This window comes from Salipiger sp. HF18 (genome assembly GCF_011806505.1).
Classification (GTDB): domain Bacteria; phylum Pseudomonadota; class Alphaproteobacteria; order Rhodobacterales; family Rhodobacteraceae; genus Salipiger; species Salipiger thiooxidans.
Window position 1 is genome coordinate 1 of record NZ_JAATOS010000559.1, and the last position, 2,432, is coordinate 2,432.

3 protein-coding genes are annotated in these 2,432 nt (G+C 65.0%); all 3 read right to left on the reverse strand.

Annotation, left to right across the window (positions count from 1 at the left end; translation table 11 throughout):
• Positions 1–401, reverse strand: a 401-nt coding sequence (locus HC022_RS24060) for a CheR family methyltransferase (RefSeq protein WP_303049096.1), incomplete at its 3' end; no start/stop codon positions are given.
• Positions 398–865 carry a chemotaxis protein CheW gene (locus HC022_RS24065; protein ID WP_008883002.1) on the reverse strand — a complete coding sequence of 156 codons (468 nt, stop codon included), beginning with the start codon at positions 863–865 and terminating at the stop codon, positions 398–400. The genes HC022_RS24060 and HC022_RS24065, both read right to left, overlap by 4 nt.
• On the reverse strand, positions 858–2,432 hold a 1,575-nt coding region (locus tag HC022_RS24070; RefSeq protein ID WP_175583717.1), incomplete at its 5' end, for an SMC-Scp complex subunit ScpB. The genes HC022_RS24065 and HC022_RS24070, both read right to left, overlap by 8 nt.

The window sequence follows — 2,432 nt, forward strand, 5'->3', positions numbered from 1 at the left end:
AGCAGCGTCATGGCGATCGAAAACGGCTCTTGACCGGAGGAGCATCCCGCCGACCAGATCCGCACGCGGGATCGCTTTCCCAGCGCTGGCGCGAGTTGGGATCTGAGTGTTTCGAAGTGGTGCTTCTCACGGAAGAAGCTCGTGACATTGGTGGTCAGGGCGGAGATAAGTTCGAGCCGCTCTTCGGCCTCGTCAGAGTTGCCTAGCAGATTCATGTAGTCCTGAAACCGGGCGATGTTCCTGGCACGGAGCCTTCGGGCCAGGCGCGAGTAGACCAGTGGCTTCTTGCTTTCTGACAGGCTTAGTCCGAACTCTGCGCGGGCGAGACGGGCCAGCGCACGAAAGTCATCGTCGGTGAAATTGAACTCCCGCGGACCCAGCTCTGCCGGGGCGATGCTCATACCGCCCCTCCCATGTCGTTATCGAGGACTGCGTCGAGGTTGACGACTCGCACCATGCTCTCACCCACCGAGATGACGCCGAGGATGGCCTGCCGCGCCGCTTCGGATTTGATGTCGGGCGTTTCCTGGATCGCCGACTTGTCGACGGAGAGGATCTCGGAGACGGATTCGACGAGGAGGCCGATGGTGGTTCCGCCAGCGGCGGCTACGATGACCACGTTGCGTTCGTTGTCGGCGGTGGTGCCGAGCCCGAACCGAGCGGCGAGATCGAATATGGGGATCACTGCGCCGCGCAGATTCATGACGCCCAGCACATCGTCCGGCGTGTGGGGAAGCTTTGTCACCGGGGTCCAGCGGCGGATCTCGCGGATCTGGGTGATCTCGAGGCAGAAGCTCTGGTCGCCGGACGAGAAGGTGATGAACTCGAACTGAGTTTCGGTGGGCGCTTCGACGACGTCAAGCATGGCGCAGCTCCATTCTGGCTGAGGATGCGGGCGGCAGGAACGGCGCCGCTGGGTTGAGTTTCACGAGCTCGTCGGGATCCAGGATCAGGGCGATCTTGCCATCGCCGAGGATGGTGGCGGCGGAGACGCCTGGGATGGCGCCGTAGTTGCTTTCGAGGCTCTTGATCACGACCTGTCTCTGGTCGTGGATCCCGCCGACACGAAGGGCGGTCAGTCCCTGCGTCTCGGTGCTGACCAGCAGGAGCACACCGCCGCTGATGTCGGTCTCGCCTGCGGAGAGGCCGAGATTGCGCGCCACATCGACAATGGGGACATAGGCTCCGCGGACCGAGATCACCTCGCCGCTGGTGCCGATGTAGTGCAGGTCCTTGCGGTTGGGACGGATGGTCTCGATGATCGAAGCGATAGGAATGACCATGGTCTGGTCGGAGATGGAGATCACGAAGCCGTCCATGACCGCGAGTGTCAGCGGCAGCACGATTGTGAAGGTCGTGCCATTACCGGGGGCGGAGCTGATGGAGACACGACCGCCGAGCCCGGCGACGGCATTCTTGACCACGTCCATGCCGACGCCGCGGCCCGAGAGATTTGAGACCTCGGAGGCGGTGGAGAAGCCGGGCAGGAAGAGGAGGTTGTCGATCTCCTGCTCGGAGAGCTCGGCGTCGGGGGAAACAAGACCCTTCTCAACCGCCTTCTCGAGGATGCGCGGCCGGTTCAGGCCCGCACCATCGTCGGCGATCTCGATGAACACGCTGCCCGAGCGGTGCGACGCCGACAGGCGAATGGAACCGATCGGGTCCTTGCCTGCCTCGAGCCGCTTCTCGGGTGCCTCGAGCCCGTGGTCGACGGCATTGCGCACCATGTGGGTAAGCGGGTCGGCGAGACGTTCGATGACGGTCTTGTCGACCTCGGTCGAGTCGCCGACGGTCACCAGCTTCGACTTCTTGCCGGTCGCCTCGGAGGCTTCGCGGACGATACGGGACATGCGCTGGAAGAGCGGCTTCACCGGCTGCGCGCGGATCGCCATGACGCCTTCCTGGATGTCGCGGGCCAGCAGCTTGTAGGCCTCGAGCTCGTTGGTCAGGTGCGCCACTGCGGGCAGTTCCAGCTCTTCGATGCGCTGCGAGATCATCGCCTGGTTGATGATCAGCTCGCCCACGGTGTTGATCAGCCGGTCCACCCGTTCGAGATCGACCCGGAGCGTGGGGCGGGGGCCACGCGGCTCGTCTCGCGGGGCGGCCTGCTTCGCGCCGCCCTTCGACGAGGATGCGACCTGCACGAGAGCGGGGGCGGGGTCATCGTCGTCCTCGCCATCGTCCTCGGGTTCGCTGACGCCGAGGGCCACGGCGCCGGGCGGCGGGCGGTTGTCCAGCAGGCCTGCAGAGCGGAGTTCCTTGAGCCCCGGCAGGTCGCGGGCGCTTTCCAGCCCGAACTGGTCAAGGAAATCCTGCGTAACCACGAAGGTGACCGGCCGCCCCGGCGTCATCTTGCGGCGCCCGAAGCGGATCCACTCCATCTCGAGCAGCTGATCCACCGTCCCGCGCGAGACGCTGACGCCGCGGATCTC

What these genes read in the sequence shown, in the direction of transcription:
- HC022_RS24065 (WP_008883002.1), bottom strand. Translation starts at nt 865, where the DNA reads ATGCTTGACGTCGTCGAAGCGCCCACCGAAACTCAGTTCGAGTTCATC.